Raw genomic sequence first — 1,160 nt, forward strand, 5'->3', positions numbered from 1 at the left:
CCTTTTACGACGCTTTTTACAACCGGTATGAGTGACGAACCAATGGGCTATTCGATCGAGGAGGAGGTGTTCAAGTATGCAGAATTGCTGCTGAAGTTGCCAGGCGATTGGCCTGTTGAACAAGAAGTGATGGACAATCCAGCCCACTTTTGGCCCATTGAGTGGTTAAGAATGGTGGCGCATATTCCGCATCTGTATGACGGAGGACTTGACGACGGTGTGATCCTTCCAAATGGCGAACCGCCTCAGCCGTTTGCGCCGAATACAAAGTTATCATGTATCATGAGCTGTCGACCGTACGAATCCGAATTAGATTCTATACCTACGAACCGGGGAGATGTGAACATCTTTACCCTCCTTCCTATTTATGAGGAAGAAAGAGTACTCGCTTTAGAAAAGGGACATGAGTATTTACTGAAAAGAATGAGGGAGCATGGCATTTCAGATGTTTTAGACATACATAGAAAAAATGTCGGCTTGTAGTACAACAAACGAAAGTAACATAAGGGCGCATGGGAACTTCATGCGTCTTTTACTTCTGATTTTCAAGCACCGTGTTAAAAGAAGAAATAGACAATGTTTGTAGGAAGCACAGCTTAAGTTAGTTAAAGATGGTGTACCAAGAATTCATGATCTTACGTGGCACCATCATCAGGTTCCCGGGAAAATGCAGTTAGTAATAGAGAATATTCATGGGAAAGTTAACCACCTTGGTGGGAATCAATTATGGGGAGAAGCGAGACGGATCCGTTCGTCGTATTTTGGGATCATGAAGGGGCATGGGAGAAGGAAGCTATCATGGAAGAGGAAGGGTTGACGTCCGAGGAAGCCGAGGTGTATATGCGTGAACAGGTCACGTATGTAGCCGCAAGCTTTACGGAACTGTTAGAGAGTTTACGTGACTCTGAAGGGTGATAGATTCCTATAATAGTAGAAGACAAGCACTTGATTTCAAAAAAGAAATCAGGTGCTTTTTCTTTGAACGGATGATTTGCAGGACTTTATGAGCTGCCTGCTAACACGTTGTGTAAATTCATTAACGATGAGCAGCAGGATAAAGAAACCATCTGGCAAATTGCAGCTACCATTGGCACGACTGTATTATTCATCGCATGTCCAATCGCTGGATTAATTGTCGCTGGAGCGATCGCTGCTCTAGA

The 1,160-nt window shown here is 44.1% G+C and carries 1 protein-coding gene and 2 pseudogenes; all 3 read left to right on the forward strand.

The window, feature by feature from the left end; genetic code table 11:
• The coding region (locus A374_RS18815) for a suppressor of fused domain protein (RefSeq protein WP_007203840.1) at positions 1 to 483 on the forward strand (483 nt) is incomplete at its 5' end.
• A gap of 109 nt (positions 484 to 592) precedes the next feature.
• Positions 593 to 733, forward strand: a pseudogene (locus A374_RS21525) (HNH endonuclease); the annotation flags it as partial.
• Positions 734 to 738: 5 nt separating this feature from the next.
• Positions 739 to 915: pseudogene (locus A374_RS18820) on the forward strand (SMI1/KNR4 family protein); the annotation flags it as partial.
• Positions 916 to 1,160: the final 245 nt, after the last annotated feature.

Source organism: Fictibacillus macauensis ZFHKF-1 (assembly GCF_000269865.1).
In the GTDB taxonomy this organism is placed as follows: domain Bacteria; phylum Bacillota; class Bacilli; order Bacillales; family Fictibacillaceae; genus Fictibacillus_C; species Fictibacillus_C macauensis.